We start from the raw sequence: 25,151 nt of genomic DNA, 5'->3' as shown, positions 1-25,151 counted from the left end.
CACGAGCAGAGTCTGAAGCGATCACGACCGCCGAGGTGGGACCTTGATCGGCGTGTCACCACAAACAGGGCAAACCCAATCTGCTACGGCACTAGGTTCGCTGTCACGGCACGGCGGATGAGGTGATCACAAGTCGGCTTCATCAAAACATGTCGCTTTCGTCCGACAACGGTCATGGCCCGAGATCGCTTGGACACGCCCATGTCAAAACCGCGCGAAAACGTGGGCGAGCCACGGAGAGCCCCGTATCGTGCCAGGTAGAGGGCCTTCTCCTACTGGATCCACCCCGGACGGCGTCCACTGCGCACAGCGCGCATGGAGCCTGCTTCGGATGGGGTTCTTCGTGGATAGGAGTTGGTTCGTATGGACTCGCAACGCGCGCTGCTCATCGCGCTCGCGATAGTCGCCTCCACCAGCATCGCGACCGCTCTCATGCTCGCGGACGGCTCCACATGGCCCGCCGCGCTCCTGACGGGACTCGCCTCCGGCGGGGCCACGCTCTGGGGGCTGCTCGGCTGGTTCAACCGTCACCCATAGACGCAGGCAGGGTCCGGCTCTTCCTTGGGCTGGACCCCTCCTCCGTACGCGAGCATGCCCGTCAGGCCAGGGCCTGGGCGAGTGCCGAGCCGCAATAGGCCGCCCCCAGCCCGGCCACCACGCCGGCCACGGCGTTGGCGACCGCGTGGAAGCGCGCCCCCTCCTCCACCAGCCGCACCGTCTCGTACCCCAGCGTCGAGTACGTCGTCAGCGCCCCGCAGAACCCGGTGCCCAGCAGCGCCATCACCCCGCCTCCCGCGGGCAGCGCGGCCAGGAATCCCAGCAGCGCCGACCCGGCCACGTTCACCGCCAGCGTCCCCCACGGGAACACGGTGTCGTGCCGCGCCTGCACCGCCCGATCCGCCAGATACCGCAGCGGCGCCCCGACGGCCGCCCCCAAGACGATCAGCACCACCGTCATCGCGTCCCCGCCCGCCGTGCTCCCCGTGCTCCCCGTGCCCGCGCGACGCGCCGGGTCAGCCACATGCCGGCCGCCACGGCGGCCAGCGCCGCCGCCATCGTCCCGGCCAGGTAGAGCAGCCCCGCCACCGGCGCCCGCGCCGCGATCAGCCGCTGGAAGTCCACCGCGTACGCCGAGAACGTCGTGTACCCGCCCAGCACCCCCACCCCCAGGAACGGCCGCACCAGCCGATGCGCCGGGCGTACCTCCGTGATCACCACCATGAGCACCCCGATGAGCAGGCAGCCCGACACGTTCACCCAGAACGTCGCCCACGGGAACTCCCCGGGACCGGCCGGCAGCGCCTCCTGCAGACCGTGCCGCGCCAGCGCCCCCAGCGCACCTCCGACGGCGATCACCGCCGGCACCGTCCAGTGGAGCTCGGCGCGCTGGGCCGGAACATGCAGATCGACATCCGGGTCGATCGGCCGATCAGTCACATAACCCTCCCGTGTCAAATCAGGCGATGCCGGGAATTTCTCTAGACAACCCGAAGCCCCCCTCGGAGGACCGGTTGAGCACGAAGGACGCGGTCGCCCTCGTCGCGGGAGCCATCATCGTCGTTTCCTTCATCGGCACCGCCAAGACCCCGCCGGCCACCGCGGCCAGCCCCCTGGGCAACGTCAGCGGAACACTGCCCGGCCTGGCCCCCATCATCTCCGACACCGAGAAGGCCGAAGCACGCGCCCTCATCAAACGCCTGCGCGTCAGGGGCCTGGGCCCCGGCACCGGCTACGAACGCACCCGGTACGGCGAGAACTGGGCCGACACCGCCACCGGCGTCCCCTACGCCCGCAACGGCTGCCGCACCCGCGACGACCTGCTGGCCCGCGACGGCCAGAACGTGCGATACCGGTCGGGTTCGAGCTGCGAGGTCGTCGCCATGGAACTGGAGGATCCCTACACCGGCCGGTTCATCTATTGGCACAAGGACAACGCCGACGAGGTGCAGGTCGACCATGTGGTGCCGCTCAACTACGGCTGGCGTATGGGCGCGCCGCGCTGGCCGATGGCCAAGCGGCTCGACTTCGCCAACGACCCGCTCAACCTGCTGCCCGTGGACGGCGACGCCAACGAGGAGAAGGACGCCTCCGGCCCGTCGGGCTGGCTGCCGCCCCAGCGCCAGGTCCGCTGCGCGTACGTCACCCGCTTCGCCCAGGTCGCGATCAAGTACGGCGTGCCGGTCACCTCGGCGGACAGGAAGACCATGCTCGCCCAGTGCCGCTGACCTCTTCGGGGCCCGTCCGCCGCCGCGCTCCGGCACGGTCCCCGCGGGTCCGCCGGGGGACGGCCGTTCCCCGGCGGGTCCTGCCGGGGGTCAGCGCGGGTCGATCCAGTCGAAGCCGTGGTCGAAGGTCTGCTCGGCCAGGGCCCGCTGCCCGTCGATGTTCGGGTGGAAGTAGTCCCACTTGCTGACATGGCCGAGGGTGAACGGGAAGCGGAACACCGCGCCCCCGTCGGTACGGCAGCCCGCCCCGTACGCCGCGCACGCCTCGGCCGCCGCGCGGTTGTAGGCCATCACCCGCGCGCGCACCCTGTTCCGGCGCTCGGTGTCGGCCCGGCGGGTGGAGGACGGCTTGGCCAGCATGGTCGGGCAGATGCGGCCGAGCGTCCAGAAGGTGCGGGCCATCGGGTTGTCCTTGCCGACCTGCCACAGCCGCCGCAGGTCGGGGATGCTCGCGATGAGCACCCGGGCCCCCGGAGCCCCGGCCCGCAGCTCGGCGAGCGCGGCGTCCATCCGCCGCCGGTACGTCGCCACCGGCGTCATCGCCTGCTCGGTGCGCACGCAGGCGTCCTGGGCGCCGACGAGGATCGTGACGTAGTCGGCCTTGGCCGCGACCGCCTTCTTGACCTGGCCGAGCAGGTCGGCGCTGGTCGCGCCGGGCACGGCGTAGTTGAGGTTGTGGCTTTGGAGCGTTCCCGACAGGGCCGACAGGCGCAGGTAGTGGCTGCGCACCTCGCCGTTGTCGCCGGCCGACCATGAGCGTGCGGCACAGGAGACGTACCAGCCGCAGGAGTTGAAGCCGGTGGAGATCGAGTCTCCGAGCGCGGCCATGATCTCGGGCACGGGCTGGGCCTGGGCGGCCTGTGCCGTGCCGGAAGCGGAAAGGACTACGACTGCGGCGAGGACGGGGCCCAGACGACCGATCATGGACCCAAATTAGGGAGCCGATCAGCGGCCTGCCATGACCTCGGGGCAAGGCCTGCCAGTTCAGGACCGACTTCATATGCGTTCTTGACACACCGCACCCGATGAGGTTGCACCCTATCCCCCTGGGCCTCCGGTTTTTTCCGGGTTCTTTGCCCGTAACCTCGCATTCACGGGGGTCCGAGTCGAACGTGTTCAGTTCCCGCATAGAGTGTCTTGAGTGAGTGTCGCGCTCGGAACAACCCGCCCGCTGCCGGTTCGCACCACCCCCGTCGGCGACCCCGGTGACCTGCTGGCATCCCTGCCCAAGACGGCACCCTACGCCTGGGTCAGGAACGGAGAGGGCCTCGTCGGCTGGGGACAGGCCGCACGGGTGGCCGTGCCCCCTGGCCCCGGCAGATTCGCCTGGGCCCGCCAGTGGCTGACCACCGTCCTCGGCGACGCGTACGTCGACGACGCCGTACGCACCCCCGGCTCGGGCCCGGTCGCCTTCGGCAGCTTCACCTTCGACGAGGACGCCCACGGGTCGGTCCTCGTCGTCCCCCAGGCCGTGCTGGCCCGCCGCGGCGGGCACGCCTGGCTGACCACGATCGGCGAGGCGCCCCTGGAGACGTTCTCCCCGATCCGCGATCCGGGGCGCATCAGCTACGGCGACGGCAGCCTGACCGCCCCCGAGTGGGAGCACGTCGTGGCCCGCGCGGCTCGGCGCATCCGCGACGGCGAGCTGGAGAAGGTGGTGCTGGCCCGCGACCTGGTCGCCACCGCCGAGCGGCCGATCGACGTGCGGCTGCTGCTGACCCGGCTGGCCCGCCGCTACCCGGAGTGCTACACGTTCTCGGTGGCGGGGCTGGTCGGCGCGACGCCCGAGCTGCTGATCCGGCGCACGGGCCAGGAGATCGAGTCGCTGGTGCTGGCCGGCACCACGCCCCGCGGCACCGGCCCGGCCGACGACCTGGCGCGGGGCGCGGCGCTGCTCGCCTCGACGAAGGACCGGCACGAGCACGAGTGCGCGATCGCCTCGGTCCGCCAGACGCTGGCCCCGCTGTGCTCCTCGCTGACGACGCCCGACGAGCCCGAGCTGCTGATGCTGCCCAACGTGCAGCACCTGGCCAGCCACGTCAGCGGCCGGCTGGCCGACGGGGCCTCGGTGCTCGACGTGGTCGCGGCCATGCACCCGACGGCGGCCGTCGGCGGCACCCCGACCAAGACCGCCATCCAGGTCATCCGCGAGCTGGAGGGCATGGACCGGGCGGGATACGCCGGTCCGGTGGGCTGGATCGACGCCCACGGCGACGGCGAGTGGGGCATCGCGCTGCGCTCGGGGCTCGTGGAGGGCCGCCGGGCGCGGCTGTTCGCGGGCGGCGGCATCATGGGCGACTCCAACCCGGCGGCCGAGCTGGCCGAGGCGCAGGCGAAGTTCCGGGTCATGCAGTACGCGCTGGAAGGCTGATCAGGCGGGCACGTGGAGGGCCGCGCCCAGGCTCACGCGGGCCCGCCCGGCCGTCAGCGTGGCCACCCAGTCGGTGAACGCGGCCACCTCGTCGTCCCCCACCGCGACGGCGAAGGTGACCTCGCCCGCGTACGTCACCTCGCGCACCGCGTGACGCGAGGCGCGCAGGTCGTTCTCCACCCGCCCGGCCTGGTCGTGCGCCACCGCGACGTGGACGAGCCTGGCCGGGACCATCCGCACCGGCTCGGCCCGGTCGAGGGTCTCGGTGACGGCGGAGCCGTAGGCGCGCACCAGCCCGCCCGCGCCCAGCAGGGTGCCGCCGAAATAGCGCGTCACCACCGCCACCACATCGCTGAACCCCCGCCCGACCAGCGCCTGCACCATGGGCGTGCCCGCGGTGCCGCCCGGCTCGCCGTCGTCGTCGCCCTTCTGGACGCGCTCCCCGATCACGTAGGCGGTGCAGTTGTGGGTGGCGCCCGGATGCTCGCGGCGGCGCCCGGCGATGAAGGCCGCCGCCTCCTCGACCGTGCGCGCCGGGGACAGGGCACAGATGAAGCGCGAACGCCGCGCCTCGGTCTCGTGCTCGACGACAGTGGTGAGAGTGAGGTACGGCGCAGGCACATTCGACAGGGTATGCCCTTGCCGCCGGAACTCTGGGAGCTACCATCTCGTCATTCCATAAGGACCTACGGGAGGGTCACATGGACACTGCGAACGACGTGATGCCCTATGTCACGGCAGCGATCAACGCGTACGGGGCCGGCGTTCTGGCCAAGACCAGCGAACTCGCGGCGAACACCGACGTGGCCCGCGGCTCGCGCATCCTGCAGCGGCTCTTCGGCCGCGGCGACACCTACTCCAGGCAGGTGATCGGGCGCGTGGCGGGCGCCAAGCCGGACGACGAGCCGAGCCGGGCCGAGCTGAGGCTGGCGATCGTGGCGGCGTTCCAGGCCGACCCCCACCTCAACCGCGAGGTGGCCGCGATGCTGCCGCGCGTGGCGGTGACCGCCTCGGGGGACCGCTCGGTGGCGGTGGGGGGTGACAACAGCGGCGTGATCATCACCGGGGACAACAACAGGGTCGAGTCGGCCCGCTGACTCCGGGCCCGGCGAATGCACGGGCGAACTGCACGGGGGGCCTTACATGGCTGTGCGGGACGCACATGCGGGCGGGGACGGGCCCGGCATACGGTTCACCGCATGAGCTATCGCGTCGCCATGGACATCGGCGGCACCTTCACCGACGTCGTCTGTTACGACGAGCGGTCGGGTGCCGTCACGGCCTCGAAGGCGCCCACGACTCCGGGGGATCTGGCCGAGGGCGTGTTCGCCGCGCTGGAGCGGGTCGTGGACGATCCCGCGGCCATCTCGTTCTTCGTGCACGGCACCACGCAGGGACTCAACGCGCTGCTGGAGCGCAAGGGCGCCCGCGTGCTGCTGCTGGCGAGCCGGGGCGGCCGGGACGTCTACCAGATCGCCAGGGGCAACCGGGATCGCATGTTCGACCTGCGCTACCGCAAGCCCGCGCCGCTGGTGCCGCGCCAGGACGTGATGGAGGCCGGCGGCCGGCTGGACTACCGGGGGCGGGAACTGACGCCGCTCGACGAGGAGTCGGTGCGGGCGGCGGCGCGGCGGGCGCGCGCGGAGGGCTTCGACGCGGTGGCCGTGTGCCTGCTGTTCGCCTTCGCCGACCCGGCGCACGAGATCAGGGCGGGCGAGATCCTGCGGGCCGAACTGGGCGATGACGTGCTGGTCGTGCTGTCGCACGAGGTGGCGCGGGAGTGGCGCGAGTTCGAACGGACCTCCTCGGCGGTGCTGGAGGCGTACACGGGGCCGGTGGTGCGCCGTTACCTGGCCCGGATCGAGCGGCGCTTCGCCGAGCGGGGGCTGGGCGTGCCGGTGCACGTGATGCAGTCGTCGGGCGGGCTGGTCAACGCCTCGTACGCGATGCGCAGGCCGCTGCAGACGCTGCTGTCGGGGCCGGTCGGCGGGACGATGGGCGGCGTGGCCGCGGCGCGGCTGCTGGGCCGGGACAACGTCATCTGCGTCGACATGGGCGGCACCTCGTTCGACGTGTCGCTCGTCGTGAACGGGCGGCCCGACGTCAGCGCCGAGGCGCGCATCGAGGGTCACCCGGTGCTGATGCCGATCGTGAACCTGCACACGATCGGCGCGGGCGGCGGCTCGATCGCCTACGCCGAGGCGGGCGCGCTGCGGGTGGGGCCCGAGTCGGCCGGGGCGGTGCCGGGGCCGGCCTGCTACGGCAGGGGCGGCACGCGGGCGACCGTCACCGACGCGAACGTGGTGCTGGGCCGGGTGGATCCGGCGTGGTTCGCGGGCGGGCTGATGACGCTGGACGCCGAGGCGGCCGGCGCGGCGGTGGCGGAGCTGGCCGAGGAGCTGGACCTCGATCCGCTGCTGCTGGCCGAGGGGATCTGCGACGTGGCCAACGCCAAGATGGCGCAGGCGATCCGCACGCTGACCGTGGAGCACGGGGTGGAGCCGCGGGAGTTCGCGCTGGTGGCGTTCGGGGGCGCGGGGGCGATGCACGCCGCGTTCATCGCCAGGGAGCTGGGGATCTCCGAGGTGGTCGTGCCGCGGTTCCCGGGGGCGTTCTCCGCGTGGGGGATGCTGGAGGCGGACGTGCGGCGGGATCTGACGCATCCGTACTTCCGGCCGCAGGGGGCGCTGGACGGCACCGACATGTCCGGAAATCTTCTGACACTTGAGCGTGAGTCGCTCGCCGCACTCTCCGGGCAGGGCGTGCCGGAGGAGCGGCGGCGGGTGGAGCACGCCGTGGACATGCGCTACGAGGGCCAGGACTACACGCTCACCATCCCGCTCCGCGACGCGGCCGAGCCGGCGGAGCCGGGGTTCCTCGCGGCCATCGGGGCCCGCTACGCCGAGGCGCACACGAGCCGCTACGGGCACGCCACGCCCGAGGCGCCGGTGGAGTTCGTGATGCTGCGCAGCACCGGGTTCGGCTCGTTCCCGCGGACCGCCGCCGCGGCCGTGGACGCCCCCGTGGAGGCGGCGCCGGACGTACGGGATGTGATCTTCGACGGAGAGGTGCACCGGACGCCCGTGCTGCGCCGCTCCGGTCTGGCCGGCGAGCTGGCCGGGCCCGCGATCGTGGTGGAGGAGACCGCGACCACGGTCGTCCCGCCCGGCTGCCTGGTCACCGTGGACGACAACGGCTTCCTCCTCCTGAAGGTGAACACGTGATCGACCCCGTCACCACCGAGATCATCCGGTGCGCCCTGCTGCAGGCCGCCGAGGACATGAACACCACCCTCATCCGCAGCTCCTACACCCCCGTCATCTACGAGGCCAAGGACTGCGCGGTCGCGCTGCTCGACCGCGACCACGACGTGCTGGGCCAGTCGTCGGGGCTGCCGATCTTCCTGGGCAACCTGGAGGTGTGCACCCGCGAGACCGAGCGCCTGTACGGGCGGGAGGTGTGGCGCGAGGGCGACGTGTGGGTGCTCAACGACTCCTACATCGGCGGCACCCACCTCAACGACGTCACCGTCTACGGGCCGATCTTCGTGGACGGCGAACTGACCGGGTTCGCGGCGTCGCGGGCGCACTGGCTGGACGTCGGCTCCAAGGACCCGGGCGGCTCGATGGACTCCACGTCGATCTTCCAGGAGGGCCTGCGGATGGGCCCGGTCAAGGTGTACGAGGGCGGCGCGCCCTGCCGCGACCTGCACGAGGTGATCGCCCGCAACGTCCGCTTCCCGCACGCCACGCTCGGCGACATGCGGGCCCAGGTGAGCTGCGCCATGACCGGCCAGCGCCGGCTCAAGGAGATCGTCTCCCGGTGGGGCCTGGAGACGGTCATGGCGGCCCGCGACCAGATCTTCGCCCAGACCGAGCGCATGGAGCGGGCGGCCATCGCGGCCGTCCCCGACGGCGTGTACGAGGCGTCCGGGTTCCTCGACAACGACGGCATCGACCTGGCCACGCCGCTGCCGGTGAAGGTGACGGTCGCGGTGTCGGGCGAGTCGATGCACGTCGACCTGACCGAGTGCGCCGACCAGGCGCTCGGCCCGGTCAACTGCGGGGCGGCGCAGGCGGTGGCCGCCGTGCGGGTCGGGTACAAGCTGCTCGTCTCCGGCGACGTGCCGCTGAACGGGGGCTCGTTCCGGCCGCTGACGGTCGAGACGCGCCCCGGCTCGATGCTGGCCGCCGAGTCGCCCGCGGCCTGCCAGTACTACTACTCGCATCTGGGGCTGCTCATCGATCTGGTGGTCAGGGCGCTGGCCCCGGTGCTGCCGGACAAGGCGGCGGCGGCCTCGTACGGGGACTCGATGATCGTGCAGTTCACCGGCACGGACCCGCGTACCGGCAAGCTGTACGTCTCCCAGGAGGCCACGGTCGGCGGCTGGGGCGCCTGGGAGGGCGGCGACGGCGAGACCTGCCTGATCAACAACGTCAACGGCGCGCTGCGGGACATGCCGATCGAGGTGCTGGAGACGCTGTTCCCGGTGCGCGTGACCCGCTACGAGATCCGCCCGGACACCGGCGGGGCCGGTCGGTGGCGAGGCGGCAACGGGGTGGTGCGCGAGTACGAGTTCTGCGGCGACACCTCGCTGTCGCTGTGGTTCGAACGCTCGGTCACCCCGGCGTGGGGCCTGGCGGGCGGCCTGGCGGGCGCTCCCCCGCGCGTCACGCTCAACCCGGGCACCGCGGACGAGCGGGAGATGCTCAAGGTCAACGCGCTGCCGGTCAGGGCCGGGGACGTGCTGCGCTGCGAGTCGGGCGGGGGCGGCGGCTACGGCCCCGCCGAGCACCGCTCCCCCGAGGCCACGGCCGCAGACCTGGTCCAGGGCATGATCACTCCCTGAGGGCGGCGGGGCGGCCGCGCAGCCGGTCCATCTCGCGCCATTCGGGGCGCAGGCCGGTCAGGCTCGTGGTGACGGCGTAGGCGGCCCCGCACGCCGGCAGCACCGGCGCCAGCCCGGCGGCCGTCACCACCACCCCCGCCAGCAGGCCGCCCAGCGGGATCCCGGCCCAGGCCAGCGAGGTCTGCAGGGCGCCCACCCGGCCCAGCAGACGCCGGGGCACCCGCTCGTACGTGATCGCCCCCAGGATCGGGTTCAGGAACCCGCCGGCGAACCCGCTCACCGCGAACACCGCCACGATCGCCCACAGCGGCAGGTCGGCCATCAGCACCAGGAACCGCGGCGGCCCGGCGATGAGGAACGCCACGAAGAACACCGGCCGGCGCCGCATCCGGTGCGCCACGGCCGCCGCGACCAGCCCGCCGCCGACCGCGGTCAGCCCCATCACGCTGCTGTTCAGCCCGAGCACGGCGGCCCCGTGGCCGGACTCCTTGGCCCACACCGGCGCGAGCACCTGGCTGAAGGCGGCGTCGAGCAGGTTCGTCACGCCGATCATGACGATCACGGTGAGCAGCAGCCGCTCGCCCCGCAGGAACGCCAGCCCCTGGCCGAACCGCCGCCAGTAGCCGTCGTTCTCCTCCTCCTGCCCATCCTCCAGCTCGGCGGCGCGGCGGCCCATGCCGCGCGGCAGCGCCCACGTGACGACCACGGAGCCGAGCGCGAAGCACACCGCGCTGACGCCCAGGCTCGCCATCGGCCCGAGCACCCCCACGGCCACGCCGCCGGCGGCCGGCCCCACCGTCTGCGCCAGCCGCTCGGTCACGCCCATGAGGCCGGTGGCCCGCTCCAGCGGCATCCGCGCCCGTTCGGCCGCCTCGGGGACCATGACCTCCTTCGCCAGGTCGCCGGGGCCGCGGGCGGCGCCGATCACCGCGACCAGGGGGACGAGCGCGCCCAGCGGCAGCAGGCCGAGCGCGTGCAGCAGGACCACGGTCCCGGCCGCCGCGGCGCTCACCACGTCGCAGGCCCACGAGATCCGGCGCGGCCCCGCACGGTCGATGATCGGCCCGGCCAGCGCCTTGACCAGCACGTACGGCGCCATCTCCGCGAACGCCACCAGCCCGGTCTGCGCCGCGCTGCCGGTGGACTCCAGCACGAACCAGGGCAGCGCGATGGCCGACACCCGTGTCCCGGTCAGCGACACCGCGATCGCGCCGAGCACGCCGGTCAGGGCGCGTGACATCACGGCTCCTCGGGCGGCTCGGGCAGGAGCTCGGTGATGAGCGAGACCCGTGCCGCGCCGTCGGGGGCCGGCTCGCCGGGCACGTCGCGCCGGTAGCGCGCGATCACCTCGCCCAGCTCCTCGCGCAGCCGCCGGCCCTCCTCCGGCGTCAGGCGCAGCGCGAAGGAGCTGAGGTCGAGCATGTCCCGCCACGCCTTGGGCATGGTCAGCATCTCGTTCAGCGCCCGCTGGGTGCGCATGTTGTAGAGGGCGGCGACCGACTGCATGTAGGCCAGCACCGCCTCCGGCTCGCTCTCGGTCAGCTCGTCGCCGGTCAGGCGGGTGGTGTGGTGCACCGAGCGCCACCAGCGCTCGCGCGCGTTGCCGCGCTCGGCGTCCTCCTCCACGAATCCGGCGGCGCCGAGCCTGCGCAGGTGGTAGCTGGCCGTGCCGGAGTTGACGCCGAGCCGCTCGGCCAGGCGGGTGGCGGTGGACGGGCCGTGCTTGCGCAGCAGATCGACGAGCTGCACACGGACGGGGTGGGCCAGGGCCCGCAGCCCTTTCGCGTCGAGGACGACGGTTCTGTCGGGTGGGGTCATGCCTCCGAGACTAAACTGCAAACAGTTCTTCGCAAAGACTTCTTCGCGAAGAACTGTTTGCAGTCCTGGCGTCACCCGATCGGCGAAGAAGATCCCGGATCGATCGCGGGTCGGCCACAATGATCACCACCGGACGGGGGCGCTCGGGGATTCACGCCCCCGTATCGATCCTTCTGACAAGGGGAATCACCATGCGTCAATTACGTGTGCGCCTGCTCGCCGGCGCCGCCCTCACCGCGGCGGTCATCGGGGGCGCCGTTCTCATGCCGGTGCCGCCCGCCGCCGCCTCCCGGGTGGAGGCCACCTGCGCCAACACGGCCGACGACGCCGGGACGCTGCAGGCGGCGATCGACTCCTCCAAGGAGGGCGACGAGATCGTCTTCAAGGGTCCGTGCCTGATCAACGCCACGATCAGCCTCGCGGACATGCGCACGTACCGGGGGGACTCCAAGGCCGGCACCGTGCTCAGGCAGGCCGACGGCGCGAACCTGCCCGCCGTGCTCGCCTCCGAGGGCTGGCTGAAGAACACCGACTCCAGCGGCGACACCATCCGCGTCGAGAAGCTCACCATCGACGGCAACCGCGACAACAACACCGGCACCGTCGGCCTGCTGCTGCGCTCGTGGAACACCCGCGTCTACGACCTGGACATCTACAGCACGCCGTCCGACGGCATCCGCATCAGCAACCCGTCGCGGAACGGCACGATGTTGCGGAACACGATGGTGAACAGCATCATCAGCGACGTCTACATCGAGGGCGCGGCCGAGGCCGGGCTGCGGGTGATCGACCCGGGCAACTCGGTCACCGACTGGACGTTCCAGCGCTCCTGGATCGGCTTCAGCGGCACGCACGCCATCCAGAGCGACAACGCGGCCGGGTGGACGTTCAGCGACCTGCACCTGTACGCGACGCCGAAGAACGCCATCGACGCGCGCCGCTGCTTCGGCACCTCGATCCACAACAACTACATCGAGGACTTCGGCGCCGAGAGCACCGCGGGCCAGACCTACTACGGCGTCCGCTGCGACCTGCAGGGCGAGGCCGGTACGACGATCACGGCCAACCGGATCCACAAGTTCCTGCCGCCGCCGAACGCGCTGGCCGAGCTGCGCGCGGCCCGCAGGCAGGGCTCGGCGCCGCCGGAGCGCAAGGCGGCCGTCACCGGGCCGCTGCCGGAGGACGTCGACTTCGTGTACCTGGCGCTGGACGCGGTCAACTACGGCAAGGGGCACGCGGCGATCAGCGGCAACACGATCCTCGGGCACGGCACCAAGCGTGAGACCGGCCTGCTGCTCGACAGGGGCGACGGGGACGGCGAGGCGATGTCCGTGGCCTCGACCGGCAACCTGATCGACGACGTCGGGGTGCCCCGCAGGATCGGCAAGGGAGTGCGGGTCACCCGGGGCCACTGATCCGGCGACCGCCCGTCCGGCCGGTGGCGGGACGGGCGGTGGCGGGGGCGCGGTCAGGTCTCCGAGGCCGGCCGGCCGTCGGGCAGCACGTCGCGCAGGAGGCGGCGGTGGCCCGGGCGGCGCTTCCACTCGCGCGGGTAGCCGAGGGAGACCTCCTCGAAGCGGATGCCGTCGTACCAGGTGACGCGGGGGATGTGCAGGTGCCCGTAGATCATGGCGGCCGTGGGGTGGCGGCGGTGCCAGTCGCGCGTGGCCGTGGTGCCGCACCACTGGGCGAACTCGGGGTAGCGCAGGATGTCGGTCGGCTCGCGGACGAGGGGGTAGTGGTTGACGAACACCAGTGGCACGTCGTCCAGCTCCGCCAGCCGCCGCTCCGTGAGCTCCACGCGGGCGCGGCACCAGGCGTCGCGGGTGGGGTAGGGGTCGGGGTGCAGCATGAACTCGTCGGTGCAGATCACGCCCGTGCTGTGGGCGTAGGCCAGGGCGCTCTCCTTGGTGTGGTGGCCCGCGGGGAGGAAGGTGTAGTCGTACAGGAGGAAGAGCGGGACGATCCTGACCGGGCCGCCCGCGCCCTGCCATAACGGGTAGTCGTCCTCCGGGGTGAGGACGCCCAGCTCCCGGCACAGGCGCACCAGATGCTCGTAGCGGGCCACGCCGCGCAGATCGGGCGTCTCATCCTTCATGCTCCACAGCTCGTGGTTGCCCGGCACCCAGACGACCCGCTCGAAGCGGGCTGCCAGCAGGCGCAGCGCCCAGGTGATGTCCGCCAGCCGCTCGCCGACGTCTCCCGCGACCAGCAGCCAGTCGCCGGGGGTGATCGGTTTGAGCTGCTCCACGATGGCCCTGTTCTCGGGGTGGGCGACGTGCAGGTCGCTGACCGCCAGCAGTCGGCTCTCGGGCAACGGGGTCTCCTTCCGGGCTTGATGACGAGCATGCCATGCGGGGCTCAGCGGAGCATCACGTGGCAGGCGAGCTGGAGGGCCAGGCGGGTGGCGGCGTCGTCGAGGTCGAAGCCGGTGGCCTTGACGCGGTCGAGGCGCGTGGTGATCGTGTTGCGGTGCACGCCCAGCCGTTCGGCCGCCTTCAGCGAGCCGCCCTCGTCGAGGACGGCGGCCAGCGTCTCCAGCAGCGTGCCGTCCCGGTCGATCGCCAGCAGCGGGCGCAGCACGACGGCGGCGGGCGCCCGCAGCACGCCCGTGGGCAGGGCGCCGAGCAGCTCGGCCGGGCCCATCCGGTCGGCGCGGGCCACCGTTCCCGCGCCCGCCACGTACGCCGCCGCCTCCGCCCCGAGCAGCGACTCCCCCACGGCCCGCACCCCCTCGACCGGTGCGCCCACGCCCGCGGCGCACCGCCACGGCATGGTCGGCAGGCAGCGCTCCAGGCGCTCGACCAGCTCGGCGGGCTCGAGCGACGACCAGCCCGCCCAGCCGCCGGCACGGGCGAGCACGGGGACGTGGCCGAGGGCGGCGATGATGAGCGCCTGCGCCGTCGAGGCGTCGCCGGGGTCCGTGACGGGACGGATCTGGTACGCGGTGAGCGGCCCGTCCACCGGCCACCCCAGCGCCACGGCGGCCACCCGTACTCCGCCGGCCGTCTCCTCCTCGCCGGGGGCCGGCTCGACGTCCGAGAACGAGGTGGAGGCTTCGGCCAGCACGCGTTCGGCCACGGAGGACCGCAGGGCGAAGTCGAGGCAGGCGCGCAGCCGCTCCCGGGCGGCCCAGGCGGTCAGCGGCGCCACCGCCAGGCCCAGCACCGTACGCACCACCGACGGCCACCCGGGCGAGCGCGACGAACCGGCGGCCACCAGCGTGCCCAGCACCCCGCCCTCCTGGTCGGGCACCTCCACCACCGCCGACCACCGCCCGCCCTTCCCCGACGACAGGCTCCACCCTTCGTCTGTCGACGACCCGGCACCCGCCGAAGCCCCGTCAACCGCTGAAGGCCCGTCAACCGCTGAAGGCCGATCGCCTGTGGCGTCGCGGCGGCCGGCCAGATGGCGGCCGTAGGGGTCGAGGAAGGCGACCGAGGTGCCCGGCAGCTCCGTGTTCAGCACCCCCAGCACCCGCCGCGCCGACAGGTCCGTCTCGGCGAGCCGGGTGGCGCAGCGGGCGACGAGCTGGGTGCGGGCCGCGTCCGGGCGGGAGGCGGCCGAGGCGACCCGGACCGCGACGATCAGCGGATCCTCGTCCACGAAGATCAGCGTGACGCCGAGCCGCTCCGCCAGCACCTCGCCGGAGCCCTCGCTCAGCCCGCCCGACGGCGCGATCACGCAGGCCGCCGCCTGCTCCCAGGCCCGGCGCATGGCCATCTCCACCGCCCACCCGCCGCCGGCCGCCGTCCCGGTCAGCACCACGGCGGTGTGCGGGGCCACCGTCCCGAACACCGCCGGCTCGTCCACGATCCGGACCCCGCGCACCGGGTTCTCGCCCGTGCCGTACATCCGCGCCCCGGCCAGCGGGCCCGCGTTGACCAGCTCGGCCACCGTGACCGGCGCCTCCCACGCCGGCGACCGCACCCCGCTCACAGCGGGAACCCGAACGCGCGCGGCCCGCCCAGGGCCAGGCCGCGCTCCGTGTGCCACACCGGCGCCGCCTTCACCACCATGATGTCCACCTCCAGGCCGGGCTCCGCCTTGTCGACGTCCACCACCATCCCGTCGCCGGTGGAGATCATGCAGATCTGGTCCGGCACCGTCGCCACCACCGCCCCGTCCGCCAGGGCCAGGACGATCTCGTTGTGCGCCTCCAGCCGCAGCAGCCGCCGCAGCCCGTCCGGCTCGCGCAGGACGATGCTCGACGGCAGTGACGGCAGCGCCAGGTCGGCGCCGTGCCCCGTGCTCCCCTCCACGGCCAGGATCTGCCCCCTGCACAGGGTCCGCACACCGTACGGCGCCGCCGCCGACCTCGGCGCCCCCGGTACGCCCGCCCGCATCAGCATGCTCACCGTCCCCGGCACCAGCGCCCGCGCCAGGTCCCGCGCCGCCATCGGATAGCACGCCGCCACCCCCCACCCTCCGACCGACAGCACCACGGGACGCAGCAGCTCCTCCACCCGCCCCGCCGCCGTCTCCAGCAGCACCAGCTCCCCCGACGCGCCCGCCAGCGCCAGCGGTACCGGGCTCAACCCGCCCAGCGTGTACGTCGTCTGCTCCACCAGCGGGAACACCCGCCCCGTGCCGTCCCCGTCGACCAGCGGCACCCCCAGCCCCGCCGCCGCGATGAACGGCACCAGCGCGTTCTCCGCCGCCAGGTTCAGCGCCACCACGGCCCCGGCCCGCTCCCCCAGCCTGCGCTCCAGCGCCCGCACGGCCCGCACCGGCTCGTCCCCGGCCGGCACCTGCTCGCTCAGCGCCGTCGTCGAGCCCGCCAGGGTGACCGCCACGCAGAGCGTCCCCGGCGCCAGGTCCCCGGCCGCCACCAGCTCGACGCCCTGGCCGGCGACCGACCGGGCCCAGTCCAGCGTCAGGTTGTACGACGACTCCGCGGCCCCCGTCGCGAACAACCGCGCCCCTGCCGAGAACAGCTCCAGCTCCTCCGCCCCGATCGACCCGCTCACGCCGTGTCCCCCTCCGCCGTCACCCGCACCCGGTACAGCCCGTCCGGCAGGTACGACAGCGGGTTCAGCGTGGTCTCCGCGATCCTGGCCGACCCCGGGGCGGCGCCCGCGCTGACCACCCGGGTGAGCGCCTCGTCCTTGGCGTCCCGCAGCACCCGGTCCAGCTCGGCCCGCCCCCGGGCCTGCACGATCCGCTCCACCCGCGCCTCCGGCCGGCCGAGCGCGGCCCCGTAGGCCGCCCAGTAGGCCGCCCAGTAAGCGGACCCGTAAGCGGACCCGTAAGCGGACCCGTAAGCGGACCCGTAAGCCGCCGGGACGTCATCGGGCACCGCGCCGGCGAGGGCCCGCCCGCGCGCCAGGCTGGCCGTGGCCCCGTGGTCGCAGGTCAGCGGGTACCTGCGGAAGTAGGTGGCCGACACCAGCCCGCTCCCCGACCTGGCGAAGTAGGCGGGCACCCCGGGCAGCTCTCTGGCCACCTCGTCCGCGATCCGCCCCGCCGCGGCCCCGAGTGCCGCGTTGCGGATCGCGTCCGCCTCCCGCTCCCGCAGCCCCGGCTGCCCGAACTCGTACGACAGCGTGATGCGCGCTCCCGGCACCTCGGCCGCGACGATCGCCGCCACCGCCAGCTCGTGCTCGGCCAGCATGGGCGACCCCGTGGCGGTCACGGCGAAGTCCGCGAGCCCGCACGTGGCCGCGAACCGCCGTACGGCCCCGGTGTCCAGCGGGGCCAGCGGCCGCCCGGTGACGCTGTGGCCGCCCCGCACGATGGTGGCCACCCCCGGGCGGACGACCGGTCGCAGCGCGTCGGGGCACGGGCCGCCGACGCGGATGGCGGCCACGGGGGCCGTGGGCGCCCCGGTCAGGTCGACCGCCACGCAGGCCCGCGCGGCCGTACGGGCGGCGCCCCGGGCCACCGGCCAGACCGGCACGCCGTCGCCGACCGCCACCAGCACCGGCGCGGGCTCTGCGAGGGCGACGCCGAGGATCACTCCAGTTCGCGCCCTTCGGTCTCCGGCAGCGGCACGGCCAGCAGCGCCGTCGCCACCATGAACGCGTTGATGATCAGCATGGTAGCCGTGAACCCGGTCGCGCCGGCCAGCAGCGCGCCCACCGCCGACGGCGCCGCCGTGGTGGCCACGAGCTGCGCGGCGGTGGCCCACGAGTAGCCGGTGCCGCGCAGGGCGGTCGGGTAGAACTCGCCGTTCCAGGTGTTCCAGACGCCCCACGCGCCCAGGCTGAAGAACGACAGGATGAAGTTGCCCAGGTAGAGGCCGGTCATCGAGTCGGCGGTGGCGAACCAGAGGCCGCCGACCGCCGCCGCGACGACGTACACGAGGAAGACCCTCTTGCGCCCGAACCGGCCGGTGAGCAGGGACGCGCTCACGTAGCCGGGGATCATCATGAGCGCGCTCAGCGCGGCGAAGCCGAGCGAGGCCGACAGCGTCAGGCCCTTGTCCTGCAGCAGCGTGGGCAGCCACGTCTGCAGGCCCCAGTAGCCCCAGTTGAAGACGAAGTTGAGCAGCAGCATGAGCACGGTGATCCGGGCCAGTCCGCCGCGGAACAGGTCGAGCGGCCGTCCGACCCGCTTGCTCGCCACCGTGTACGTGGCGTCGGCGTCCGGGCTGCCCAGCTCGCGCAGCACGGCCCGCGCCTCCTCCTGGCGGTCGCGGGCGGCCAGCCAGTACGGCGACTCCGGCACCCACGCCCTGATCGCGAACGCCCACAGCCCCGCCACCGCGCTGGCGATCACCACCACGTGCCAGCCGAGGTCGCCCAGCGTCACCGACGCCCCGATCGCGGCCAGCATGCCGATCGGCCACCCGATCGACAGGTACACCGCCGCCCGCCCGCGATGCCGGGTCGGCAGCAGTTCGAGGAAGTACGGGAACGTGATCGTGTACACGCCCGCCAGCGCCACCCCCGAGGCCACCCTCAGCGCCACCAGCACCGCCACGTGGGGCGCGAACGCCGAGGCGAACGCGATCACCCCGTACGCCAGCAACGACCAGAACGCGACCGGCTTGCGCCCGAAGCGGTCGGCCACCGGCCCCCACACCAGCACGCCCGGGATCATGCCGAACGCGACCGCCGACAGCACGACGCCGATGCCCGCCTCCCCGATCCCGAGCGCGCCGCCCAGGTCGCCGGAGACGTAGACGAGGGCGAGCTGCTCCCACGACTCGATGACGAACGCGACGAAGAGGGCGAGGGCGATGAGCACGTGCCTGCGGGTGAACGGCATGCGGTCGAACGCCGCCCCGATGGGCATCGTTCGCGAGTCGACGGCGGTCATGGTGGCTCCTCGGAGAGGGCGGAAGTTGGCCGCACCTTATGGCGCTCCTCCGGCGGCGCGTCTGTGCGGACCGCCCTGAACCGGCCCCTCACGCTGTGCCGACCGCCCTGACGCGCGGGCCGGGCCCACGCGGAGCGCCCTGGGGCACGCCCTGGCGTGCGCCCGCGGATCCCGCGGGGCGCACGCCCCGAGCACCTGTGACCGGCGCCCGTGACAGGCGCCCGGGTAATAACGGTCCCGGGGGTCTTCCCGGCCAGGCGTTCACGTGTTGAGCCACCGCCGCAGCGCCTTGACGGCCAGGAGGATGGCCGTCTTGTTCGCGTTCGTGTCGCGCAGCAGGTCGACCATGACGAAGTCGTGCACCATCCCGGCCAGCCGCACCGCGGTCACGTCGTTGCCGGTCTCGCGCAGGCGGCCCGCGTACGCCTCGCCCTCGTCGCGCAGCACGTCGGCCTCGCCGTTGATGACCAGCGCGGGCGGCAGGCCGCGCAGCTCCTCGTCCGTGGCCCGCAGGGGCGAGGCGTGGCTTTCGGCCCGCTGGGCGGGGTCGGTGGTGTACTGGTCCCAGAACCACTTCATGCCGTCGCGGTTGAGGTAGTAGCCGGTGGCGAAGCGCTGGTAGGAGCCGGTGTCGAAGGCCGCGTCGGTCACCGGGTAGAACAGGAGCTGGCCGCGCAGCCGGACGTCGCCGCGCTCCTTGGCCATGAGGGTCAGCACGATCGCCATGTTGCCGCCCACCGAGTCGCCGGCCACCACCGTCCGGCCGGGGTCGAGGCCCTTGTCGCGGCCGTGTTCCATGACCCACCGGGCGACGGCGTAGTTCTGCTCGATCTGGGTGGGATACCGGGCCTCGGGCGCGCGGTCGTACTCGGGGAAGACGACGGCGGCGCCGGTGCGCGTGGCCAGCTCGCGGACGAGCCGGTCGTGGGTGCGGGCCGAGCCGAAGACCCAGCCGGCGCCGTGGATGTAGAGGATCACCGGCAGGGTCGTCGTGGCGCCGTCGGGCTTGACGATGCGCACGCGTACGCTGCCGGTCGGGCCGCCCGGCACCTCGATCCACTCCTCGTCGATCTCCGGCTTGGGCACGTTCGGATCGGACTGGAGCTTCTCCAGCACCTCGCGGCCCTGCTCGGGCGGCAGTTCATAGATGAAGGGGTGTCCCGCGGTGGCGTCGGCGAACTGCTGGGCCGCCCGCTCCAGCACGACCTTCTCCATGGCACTCCTCCCCCGTTGCCCGCAGGGGTTCCTGCCCTCCCTATCACCCGGCTGACCAGGTCTTTCGTCAAATGTCGGCCAAGCTCACTCGCGTTCCAGCTCGTGCGTGAGCTGCTCCAGCTCCGCCCCGCCCGCCATGAGCGCGGTCAGCTCCTGGGTGGTGATGTCGGCCTTGGCGTACTCGCCCAGGGTCGTGCCGCGGTTGAGCAGCAGGAACCGGTCCCCGACCGGGTAGGCGTGATGGGGGTTGTGGGTGATGAAGATGACGCCGAGACCCCGGTCCCGGGCGCGGGCGATGTAGCGCAGCACCACCCCCGCCTGTTTGACCCCGAGGGCCGAGGTGGGCTCGTCGAGGATCAGCACGCGGGCGCCGAAGTAGACGGCCCTGGCGATCGCCACCGACTGCCGTTCGCCGCCCGACAGGGTGCCGACCGGCTGGTCCACGTCGCGGATGTCGATGCCCATGGCCCGCAGCTCCTCGCGGGCCACCCGCCGGGCCTTGGCCACGTCGAAGGCCTTCAGCCCCGGCAGCAGGCCCTTGCGGGGCTCGGAGCCGAGGAAGAAGTTCCGCCAGACGGACATGAGCGGGATCATCGCCAGGTCCTGGTAGACGGTGGCGATGCCACGGTCGAGCGCGTCCCTGGGGCTGCTGAGGCGCACCTCCTTGCCGTCCACCAGGTACGCGCCCGTGTCGTGCTGGTGCACCCCCGAAAGGATCTTGATGAGCGTGGACTTGCCCGCGCCGTTGTCGCCGAGCACGCAGGTGACCTGCCCGGCCGCGACGCCCATGGACACCTCGCGCAGCGCCAGCACCGAACCGAACGTCTTGCCGATGCCGCGGGTCTCGAGGATCAATGCTTCACCTCCTCGGCGTACCGCCTGACCAGGCGGTTGGCCAGCGTGGCCAGCAGCAGCATCCCGCCCAGGAAGAACTTGAACCAGTCGGCGTCCCAGCCCAGGAACACGATGCCCTTGTCGGCCATGCCGAAGATGACGGCTCCGATGGCGGCTCCGATGGCGGAGCCGTACCCGCCGGTGAGCAGGCAGCCGCCGATGACGGCGGCGATGATGTAGATGAACTCCTGGCCGATGCCGATGTTGGCCTGCACGGACGTGTAGCGCAGGGCCAGGATGGAGCCGACCAGCCAGGCGGCGACGGCCGTCGTCATGAACAGGGCGATCTTCGTACGGGCGGCGGGCACGCCCACCGCGCGGGCGGCCTGCTCGTTGCCACCCACCGCGAAGATCCAGTTCCCGGCCCTCGAGCGCATGAGCACCCAGGTGGCCACGGCGGTGACGAGGATCCACCACAGGATCGCCACCCGGAACGACGAGCCGCCGATCTCGATCGTCCCGGCGAAGATCGCGCTCGCGCCCTCGAACCCCTCGGCCCGACGCAGGCCGCTGACCTGCACGGTCCCGGTGATGGCCTTGGTGACGCCGAGGTTGAGGCCCTGCAGCATGAGGAACGTGCCCAGCGTGACGATGAAGCTGGGCAGCTTCGTGCGGGTGACGACGAGCCCGTTGGCGAACCCGACGGCCAGCGCGACCACCAGCCCGGCCGCCATCGCCAGCCACACGCTGAACCCGAAGCGGGTGGCCAGCGTGACGAGGATCAGCCCGCTGGTGCCGGTGAGCACGCCCGCCGACAGGTCGAACTCGCCGCCGATCATGAGCAGCGCGACCGCGACCGCCATGATGCCGAGCGTGGCGGCCGGGTCGAGCCAGTTGGCGATGCCGTCCATCGACCGGAAGACCGCCGACTGCGAGGCGAAGAAGGCGAACACGACCACGAGCCCGACCACCGCGCCGAGCTCGGGCCTGATCAGCAGACGGCGGGCCAGCCCGACGTTGGCCACCCGCTCGTCGGCCGCAACCGTCATCTGGTGCCCGCCTCGGCCAGCTTGGCCACCTGCTCGGCGTTGTCCTTGGTCACGAAGCCGGGCCCGGTGTTGACGGGCAGCCCGCCGCCGACGGTGTTGAGGTTGGCCTTGTACAGGTTGAGGAACGTGATCGGCAGGTAGCCCTGCAGGTACTGCTGCTGGTCCACGGCGAACAGCACCTCGCCGTCGTTGATCGCGGTCACCACGTCGGCCGACAGGTCGAACGTGGCCAGCTTGGCCTGCGAGCCGGCGTCCTTGATGGCGTCCCTGGCGGCGATCGCGACGGCCGGGTTGAGCGACAGCACGCCGTTGACCTGCTGGTCGGACTGGAGCTTGGCGGCGACCTTGGAGGTGACGTCGGCCAGGTTGCTCACGTCCACCTGCAGCCGCTCGACCGTGCCGCCCAGCGTCTGCTCGGCGCCCTTGCAGCGCTGGTCGAGGCCGACATTGCCGGCCTCGTGGATGACGCACAGGAGCTTGGTGACGCCGGCGGCCTTGAGCTGCTCGCCCGCGCCGCGCCCGGCCACGTCCTCCGACTGGCCGACGTGGGTGATGGCGCCGAACGCCTTGGAGGAGTCGGCGCCGGAGTTGATCGTCACGACCGGGATCTTCGCCGCGACGGCCTTGCCGATGGCCTCCTTCAGCGCGTCGGGGTTGGCCATGGAGACGACGATGCCGTCCACCTTCTCGGTGACGGCCTGGTCGATGAGCTGCGACTGCTTGGCCGGGTCGCCGTCTCCTTGGTAGGCGACCTGCGCGCCGTACTGCTTGCCCGCGGCCTCGGCGCCGTTCTTGACCACGTCCCAGAAGGAGTCGCCGGCCGCCCCGTGGGTGATGACCGAGAACCGGGCGCCGCTCCCCGCCGCGGGGGCCGCGGACGAGGCGGCGGGCGGGGCGCTCTCCGCGCTCTGCTGCCCGCCCGACGAGCAGCCGGTGACGGCCAGCGCACCCAGCAGAACCAGAACGATCGGGGTACGTCTCATAGGACACCTCCAAGACCAACGGGCTTGGCCTGGTTCTACCGCAATATCATCTGTTTGTATAGACATGCTGACTTATGCCCGGCACGTTCACCCCTCGTTCACAGCGAACGACGATCGTGAGGAGATGCCCGTGCGTGCCTTCTTATCCACCGTCCTCCTGCTTGTCACCCCCCTCGCGCCGGTGTCCGGCGTCGCGACCGTCACGGCCGCCGCCGAGACACCGCCCCTGTACGACGACGAGGCGGGCGGCCACGCCAACGGCGACGACCCGGCGATCTGGGTCCACCCGGCCAAGCCCGGCAGGAGCATCGTGATCACCACCGCCAAGGAAGGCGGCCTGTACGTCTACTCCCTGACGGGAGCCCAGCTCCAGCACCTGCCCGCGCAGCCGCCGCCCGGCCCGGACCACGAACCGGGCCGGCTCAACAACGTCGATCTCGTCCGCGGCTTCCGCCTGTCCACCGGCGCCAGGGTGGACCTCGCGGTGGCCTCCGACCGGGGCCGCGACCAACTCCGCGTGTACGCCATCGACCCCGTCAAGGCCGCCGCCGGACGGCCCCCGCTGACCGACGTCACCGACCCGTCCGTGCCCTTCGTCTTCAACGCCACCCAGGACGAGGTGGACGAGGCGGCGACCGCGTACGGGCTGGCCGTCAGCGGCACCCGCGTCCTGGTCAGCCGCCGCCACCGGACCACGGTCGGCCTGCTCCAGCTCGCCGCCGCCCCCGGCGGCACGGTCACCTACCGGCGTGTCCGCACGCTCGACCTGCCCGCGGCCTTCCCCCTCCCCGACGGCACCACCTGGACGCCCTGCGGCGAACCCGGCGAACTGCCCCAGGTCGAGGGCATGGTCGTGGACCGCGCCCGCGGCGTCCTGTACGCGGCACAGGAGGACGTCGGCGTCTGGCGCCTGCGCGCCGACCTGGCGGGCAGGCCGGCGCTGATGGACAAGGTCAGGGAGTACGGCAGGCAGGACACCTACGACCCGGCGACCGAGGAGTGCGTACCCGGCCAGGACCGCGGCCACGGCGGCCGCCACCTGTCGGCCGACGCCGAGGGCCTGACCATCTACGAGGACGGCGACGACGGCTACCTGCTGGCCTCCAGCCAGGGCGACGACACCTTCGCCGCGTACGACCGCGACGACAACGAGCACATCGCCCAGTTCCGGGTCGCGCCGGGCGCCAGGGCGGACGGGGCCGAGATCAGCGACGGCGCGACGGTCACCAGCGCCGCACTCGGCGGCGCCTTCCCGAAGGGACTCCTGGTCGTCCACGACGGCGCCGACACCCCCGGGGACGGCGACCGTGAGGTGACGAACTTCAAGCTCGTGGACTGGCGGCTGGTCGAGAACGCACTCGACTGACACCTGACCCACGGACACAACGCTTTCCGGCCACGGGGACGGGCTGCTCCGCTCTCCGTGGCCTTATACCGTTCGACCGGTGAAGAGTCGATTCCGAGGCATAGAACGCATCCAGCCGTGAGCCGCGGTGGGCGAGTCTGCGGTGGGAACGGTCGATCTCCAGCCACTCCTCGGCGATCTTGACGATCGCCTCGCGTTCCCACGGCAGCAGGGCGTGCAGCGCGACGTCGGGGCCGGCTTGGCGTCGTCGAGACGGCCGAGCACGGCGCGGGCCTGCCAGCGCAGCACGCGTACGTGATCCAGGCCCGGCGTGGCCACCGCCCGGCGCACCGACCAGCCGCTCCGCCGCGCCGCGAAGCTGATAGGTGTTTCGGACCGGAACCGGTTCATGAACTCTGACTCGGAAGGCTCCCACGACGAAGTGAGGGCCGCGTCCCTCAGACAACGATCTCAGTACTCGACGTAACGTTTGGTTCTCTGGTTGCTGCCGGGGCACCTCTGGCGGTTATTGCTCGGCCCCCTGTGATGTTCGGGGGCCTTGGCATCAACCCTGACGCCATAGAACGGTTCGCCGCATACACGGCAGCAACTGACGTCCATCGCGGCCTCCTGGGTCTGTCCGGGAGTGGGCCGGCGGGAATGTCCCTGTCACCGCGGATGTGTCCCCAGCTATGCGAGCGATGAAGCTTACTCGGTGGTCTGGGGCGCGATCTGTGAGATGCGCTGGTGGGATAGGCGAAGGGCCCTTCCGGCGTCGCGTGTGCTCCAGCCTTGGTCCGTGAGTAGGCGGGCGGCGTGCCGGACGGCGTCCCGCTCGTCCTGCCCGGCTTGAGCGCGGGCGATACGGGCTGCCGTGACGGTTTCCAGCGCAGCGGCGGCGTCCGGGTCGTCAGGAATGAGGTGGACGCCGACGGTGCCGATCTCAGCCTGAAGTACGTCGATCACGGCCTTGATCGCATTCATCTCCGCGTCCGTCCACGTGACTCCCTGGGCCCGGACGGCATGACCTGCGGGGAGGTCGTGCACGACGACGTTCCACACCCCGTCACCGCGGCTGGCGGTGGCGGGATAGCTGGTGTACCGGGCACTGGATTGCTCATCCGGAGGCTCGACGATGTCAGGCTCGTCGAAGATCTCCTCGAAGTGCGTCGTCATGCACGGCAGCCTAAGACCGCCCC

At 72.5% G+C, this 25,151-nt stretch carries 24 protein-coding genes; 8 read left to right on the top strand and 16 right to left on the bottom strand.

All coding sequences use genetic code 11. The features are described 5' to 3' along the window. Window positions 1-363: 363 nt before the first annotated feature. Complete coding sequence (locus AB0I15_RS56945) at window positions 364-537, top strand: hypothetical protein (RefSeq protein WP_358116803.1); 174 nt, start codon at window positions 364-366, stop codon at window positions 535-537. Window positions 538-598: 61 nt separating this feature from the next. Here the strand turns inward: AB0I15_RS56945 and crcB (AB0I15_RS56940) are convergent, their stop codons facing one another. Next, window positions 599-958: a fluoride efflux transporter CrcB gene (gene crcB / locus AB0I15_RS56940; protein ID WP_358116801.1), complete on the bottom strand. Its 360-nt coding sequence runs from the start codon at window positions 956-958 to the stop codon at window positions 599-601. After that, window positions 955-1,437, bottom strand: a complete 483-nt coding sequence (gene crcB / locus AB0I15_RS56935; protein WP_358116799.1) for a fluoride efflux transporter CrcB — start codon at window positions 1,435-1,437, stop codon at window positions 955-957. Before crcB (AB0I15_RS56935) ends, crcB (AB0I15_RS56940) begins: the two co-directional genes overlap by 4 nt. Before the next feature lie 74 nt (window positions 1,438-1,511). On the opposite strand from crcB (AB0I15_RS56935), the gene AB0I15_RS56930 reads away from it, so the two are divergent. Beyond that, complete coding sequence (locus AB0I15_RS56930) at window positions 1,512-2,225, top strand: HNH endonuclease family protein (RefSeq protein ID WP_358116797.1); 714 nt, start codon at window positions 1,512-1,514, stop codon at window positions 2,223-2,225. A 90-nt stretch (window positions 2,226-2,315) separates the two neighbouring features. Here AB0I15_RS56930 and AB0I15_RS56925 read toward each other — a convergent pair whose 3' ends face one another. After that, window positions 2,316-3,149 carry a GDSL-type esterase/lipase family protein gene (locus AB0I15_RS56925; RefSeq protein WP_358116795.1) on the bottom strand — a complete coding sequence of 278 codons (834 nt, stop codon included), beginning with the start codon at window positions 3,147-3,149 and terminating at the stop codon, window positions 2,316-2,318. Window positions 3,150-3,366: 217 nt separating this feature from the next. Here AB0I15_RS56925 and AB0I15_RS56920 point away from each other — a divergent pair, with 217 nt between their 5' ends. Further along, entirely contained in the window at window positions 3,367-4,596 is a 1,230-nt protein-coding gene (locus AB0I15_RS56920; RefSeq protein ID WP_358116794.1) for an isochorismate synthase, read from the top strand. Here the strand turns inward: AB0I15_RS56920 and AB0I15_RS56915 are convergent, their stop codons facing one another. Then, on the bottom strand, window positions 4,597-5,217 hold the full coding sequence (locus AB0I15_RS56915; RefSeq protein ID WP_358116792.1) for a YigZ family protein: 621 nt from the start codon (window positions 5,215-5,217) through the stop codon (window positions 4,597-4,599). It abuts the gene before it with no gap. 80 nt (window positions 5,218-5,297) lie between these two features. On the opposite strand from AB0I15_RS56915, the gene AB0I15_RS56910 reads away from it, so the two are divergent. The 3 genes from AB0I15_RS56910 (at window position 5,298) to AB0I15_RS56900 (ending at window position 9,445) form a co-directional block, all read left to right on the top strand. After that, on the top strand, window positions 5,298-5,693 hold the full coding sequence (locus AB0I15_RS56910) for a hypothetical protein (RefSeq protein ID WP_358116790.1): 396 nt from the start codon (window positions 5,298-5,300) through the stop codon (window positions 5,691-5,693). A gap of 102 nt (window positions 5,694-5,795) precedes the next feature. Further along, window positions 5,796-7,820 carry a hydantoinase/oxoprolinase family protein gene (locus AB0I15_RS56905; protein WP_358116787.1) on the top strand — a complete coding sequence of 675 codons (2,025 nt, stop codon included), beginning with the start codon at window positions 5,796-5,798 and terminating at the stop codon, window positions 7,818-7,820. Further along, window positions 7,817-9,445 carry a hydantoinase B/oxoprolinase family protein gene (locus tag AB0I15_RS56900; RefSeq protein ID WP_358116785.1) on the top strand — a complete coding sequence of 543 codons (1,629 nt, stop codon included), beginning with the start codon at window positions 7,817-7,819 and terminating at the stop codon, window positions 9,443-9,445. Before AB0I15_RS56905 ends, AB0I15_RS56900 begins: the two co-directional genes overlap by 4 nt. Here the strand turns inward: AB0I15_RS56900 and AB0I15_RS56895 are convergent. Then, window positions 9,435-10,685, bottom strand: coding sequence for an MFS transporter (locus AB0I15_RS56895; RefSeq protein WP_358116783.1), 1,251 nt, complete (start codon window positions 10,683-10,685; stop codon window positions 9,435-9,437). The genes AB0I15_RS56900 and AB0I15_RS56895 overlap by 11 nt on opposite strands. Then, window positions 10,685-11,263 (bottom strand): helix-turn-helix domain-containing protein, encoded by a 579-nt coding sequence (locus tag AB0I15_RS56890; protein ID WP_358116780.1) that lies wholly within the window; start codon window positions 11,261-11,263, stop codon window positions 10,685-10,687. Before AB0I15_RS56890 ends, AB0I15_RS56895 begins: the two co-directional genes overlap by 1 nt. A 191-nt stretch (window positions 11,264-11,454) precedes the next feature. Between AB0I15_RS56890 and AB0I15_RS56885 the strand changes: the two genes are divergently transcribed. Beyond that, window positions 11,455-12,678, top strand: coding sequence for a hypothetical protein (locus tag AB0I15_RS56885; protein WP_358116778.1), 1,224 nt, complete (start codon window positions 11,455-11,457; stop codon window positions 12,676-12,678). A 53-nt stretch (window positions 12,679-12,731) separates the two neighbouring features. Here the strand turns inward: AB0I15_RS56885 and AB0I15_RS56880 are convergent, their stop codons facing one another. From AB0I15_RS56880 to AB0I15_RS56840, 9 genes are all read right to left on the bottom strand, one after another. Then, window positions 12,732-13,580 (bottom strand): metallophosphoesterase, encoded by an 849-nt coding sequence (locus AB0I15_RS56880; protein WP_358116775.1) that lies wholly within the window; start codon window positions 13,578-13,580, stop codon window positions 12,732-12,734. 44 nt (window positions 13,581-13,624) lie between these two features. After that, window positions 13,625-15,202 (bottom strand): helix-turn-helix domain-containing protein, encoded by a 1,578-nt coding sequence (locus AB0I15_RS56875; RefSeq protein WP_358116772.1) that lies wholly within the window; start codon window positions 15,200-15,202, stop codon window positions 13,625-13,627. After that, entirely contained in the window at window positions 15,199-16,233 is a 1,035-nt protein-coding gene (locus AB0I15_RS56870; RefSeq protein ID WP_358116770.1) for a DUF917 domain-containing protein, read from the bottom strand. Before AB0I15_RS56870 ends, AB0I15_RS56875 begins: the two co-directional genes overlap by 4 nt. Continuing rightward, window positions 16,230-17,222, bottom strand: a complete 993-nt coding sequence (locus AB0I15_RS56865) for a hypothetical protein (protein WP_358116767.1) — start codon at window positions 17,220-17,222, stop codon at window positions 16,230-16,232. The genes AB0I15_RS56870 and AB0I15_RS56865 overlap by 4 nt, the downstream gene beginning before the upstream one ends. After that, complete coding sequence (locus AB0I15_RS56860; RefSeq protein ID WP_358116764.1) at window positions 17,219-18,526, bottom strand: MFS transporter; 1,308 nt, start codon at window positions 18,524-18,526, stop codon at window positions 17,219-17,221. Before AB0I15_RS56860 ends, AB0I15_RS56865 begins: the two co-directional genes overlap by 4 nt. 261 nt (window positions 18,527-18,787) lie before the next feature. Next, window positions 18,788-19,741, bottom strand: a complete 954-nt coding sequence (locus AB0I15_RS56855; protein WP_358116761.1) for an alpha/beta hydrolase — start codon at window positions 19,739-19,741, stop codon at window positions 18,788-18,790. Between the two features lie 84 nt (window positions 19,742-19,825). Next, entirely contained in the window at window positions 19,826-20,596 is a 771-nt protein-coding gene (locus AB0I15_RS56850) for an ATP-binding cassette domain-containing protein (protein ID WP_358116758.1), read from the bottom strand. Then, window positions 20,593-21,624: an ABC transporter permease gene (locus tag AB0I15_RS56845; protein WP_358116755.1), complete on the bottom strand. Its 1,032-nt coding sequence runs from the start codon at window positions 21,622-21,624 to the stop codon at window positions 20,593-20,595. Before AB0I15_RS56845 ends, AB0I15_RS56850 begins: the two co-directional genes overlap by 4 nt. Further along, window positions 21,621-22,607, bottom strand: a complete 987-nt coding sequence (locus AB0I15_RS56840; RefSeq protein ID WP_358116753.1) for a sugar ABC transporter substrate-binding protein — start codon at window positions 22,605-22,607, stop codon at window positions 21,621-21,623. The genes AB0I15_RS56845 and AB0I15_RS56840 overlap by 4 nt, the downstream gene beginning before the upstream one ends. 130 nt (window positions 22,608-22,737) lie before the next feature. Here AB0I15_RS56840 and AB0I15_RS56835 point away from each other — a divergent pair, with 130 nt between their 5' ends. Continuing rightward, window positions 22,738-23,973: a phytase gene (locus tag AB0I15_RS56835; RefSeq protein WP_358116750.1), complete on the top strand. Its 1,236-nt coding sequence runs from the start codon at window positions 22,738-22,740 to the stop codon at window positions 23,971-23,973. Window positions 23,974-24,660: 687 nt separating this feature from the next. On the opposite strand, the gene AB0I15_RS56830 is transcribed toward AB0I15_RS56835, so the two are convergent. Continuing rightward, window positions 24,661-25,128 carry a hypothetical protein gene (locus AB0I15_RS56830; RefSeq protein WP_358116747.1) on the bottom strand — a complete coding sequence of 156 codons (468 nt, stop codon included), beginning with the start codon at window positions 25,126-25,128 and terminating at the stop codon, window positions 24,661-24,663. Window positions 25,129-25,151 lie beyond the last annotated feature (23 nt).

Origin of the sequence: Nonomuraea sp. NPDC050643, from assembly GCF_040654715.1 — a bacterium.
Taxonomy (GTDB): Bacteria; Actinomycetota; Actinomycetes; order Streptosporangiales; family Streptosporangiaceae; genus Nonomuraea.
Note: the sequence above shows the minus strand (reverse complement) of the source record. Positions and strands in the feature narration are given on the sequence as shown.

Coding starts and splice junctions, on each gene's coding strand:
- crcB (WP_358116801.1), bottom strand. CDS start 958: ATGACGGTGGTGCTGATCGTCTTGGGGGCGGCCGTCGGGGCGCCGCTG.
- AB0I15_RS56945 (WP_358116803.1), top strand. CDS start 364: ATGGACTCGCAACGCGCGCTGCTCATCGCGCTCGCGATAGTCGCCTCC.
- AB0I15_RS56890 (WP_358116780.1), bottom strand. CDS start 11,263: ATGACCCCACCCGACAGAACCGTCGTCCTCGACGCGAAAGGGCTGCGG.
- AB0I15_RS56905 (WP_358116787.1), top strand. CDS start 5,796: ATGAGCTATCGCGTCGCCATGGACATCGGCGGCACCTTCACCGACGTC.
- AB0I15_RS56840 (WP_358116753.1), bottom strand. CDS start 22,607: ATGAGACGTACCCCGATCGTTCTGGTTCTGCTGGGTGCGCTGGCCGTC.
- AB0I15_RS56925 (WP_358116795.1), bottom strand. CDS start 3,149: ATGATCGGTCGTCTGGGCCCCGTCCTCGCCGCAGTCGTAGTCCTTTCC.
- AB0I15_RS56845 (WP_358116755.1), bottom strand. CDS start 21,624: ATGACGGTTGCGGCCGACGAGCGGGTGGCCAACGTCGGGCTGGCCCGC.
- AB0I15_RS56830 (WP_358116747.1), bottom strand. CDS start 25,128: ATGACGACGCACTTCGAGGAGATCTTCGACGAGCCTGACATCGTCGAG.
- AB0I15_RS56860 (WP_358116764.1), bottom strand. CDS start 18,526: ATGACCGCCGTCGACTCGCGAACGATGCCCATCGGGGCGGCGTTCGAC.
- AB0I15_RS56855 (WP_358116761.1), bottom strand. CDS start 19,741: ATGGAGAAGGTCGTGCTGGAGCGGGCGGCCCAGCAGTTCGCCGACGCC.
- AB0I15_RS56910 (WP_358116790.1), top strand. CDS start 5,298: ATGGACACTGCGAACGACGTGATGCCCTATGTCACGGCAGCGATCAAC.
- AB0I15_RS56885 (WP_358116778.1), top strand. CDS start 11,455: ATGCGTCAATTACGTGTGCGCCTGCTCGCCGGCGCCGCCCTCACCGCG.
- AB0I15_RS56895 (WP_358116783.1), bottom strand. CDS start 10,685: ATGTCACGCGCCCTGACCGGCGTGCTCGGCGCGATCGCGGTGTCGCTG.